This is a genomic window from Megasphaera sp. AF13-6AC (genome assembly GCF_027685385.1).
GTDB lineage: Bacteria > Bacillota > Negativicutes > Veillonellales > Megasphaeraceae > Megasphaera > Megasphaera micronuciformis.
In genome coordinates this window covers 1-322 of the sequence record NZ_JAQCUN010000347.1, presented here as the reverse complement: position 1 = coordinate 322, position 322 = coordinate 1, and the positions used below count along the sequence as shown (strand labels likewise).

The window sequence follows — 322 nt, the reverse complement described above, 5'->3', positions numbered from 1 at the left end:
CCTATGACGCAGGAACTGCTCAACCAATCGCCTGAAGCGGCAGCTGTTTGCAGGCATGCCGTCATTGCCTTGGGAACCTTTGACGGTGTCCATGTCGGTCATCGCCGAGTCATGGAAACGGCCATGTCTGAAGGCAAGCGACTGCATGTGCCGACGCTGGTCCTCACCTTTTCGGCTCACCCCTTATCGGTCTTAAACCCGACTAAAGAGCCGACAAGGCTTGCTACAGTAGAACAAAAAGAAGAATACATACGGTCCGTAGGCATTGACGGTCTCATCATGTTGCCTATGACGCAGGAACTGCTCAACCAATCGCCTGAAG

General features: G+C 53.4%; 1 protein-coding gene. It reads left to right on the top strand.

The window, feature by feature from the left end; genetic code table 11:
* Positions 1-3: 3 nt before the first annotated feature.
* The coding region (locus PGX78_RS09385; RefSeq protein WP_270446699.1) for an adenylyltransferase/cytidyltransferase family protein at positions 4-322 on the top strand (319 nt) is incomplete at its 3' end.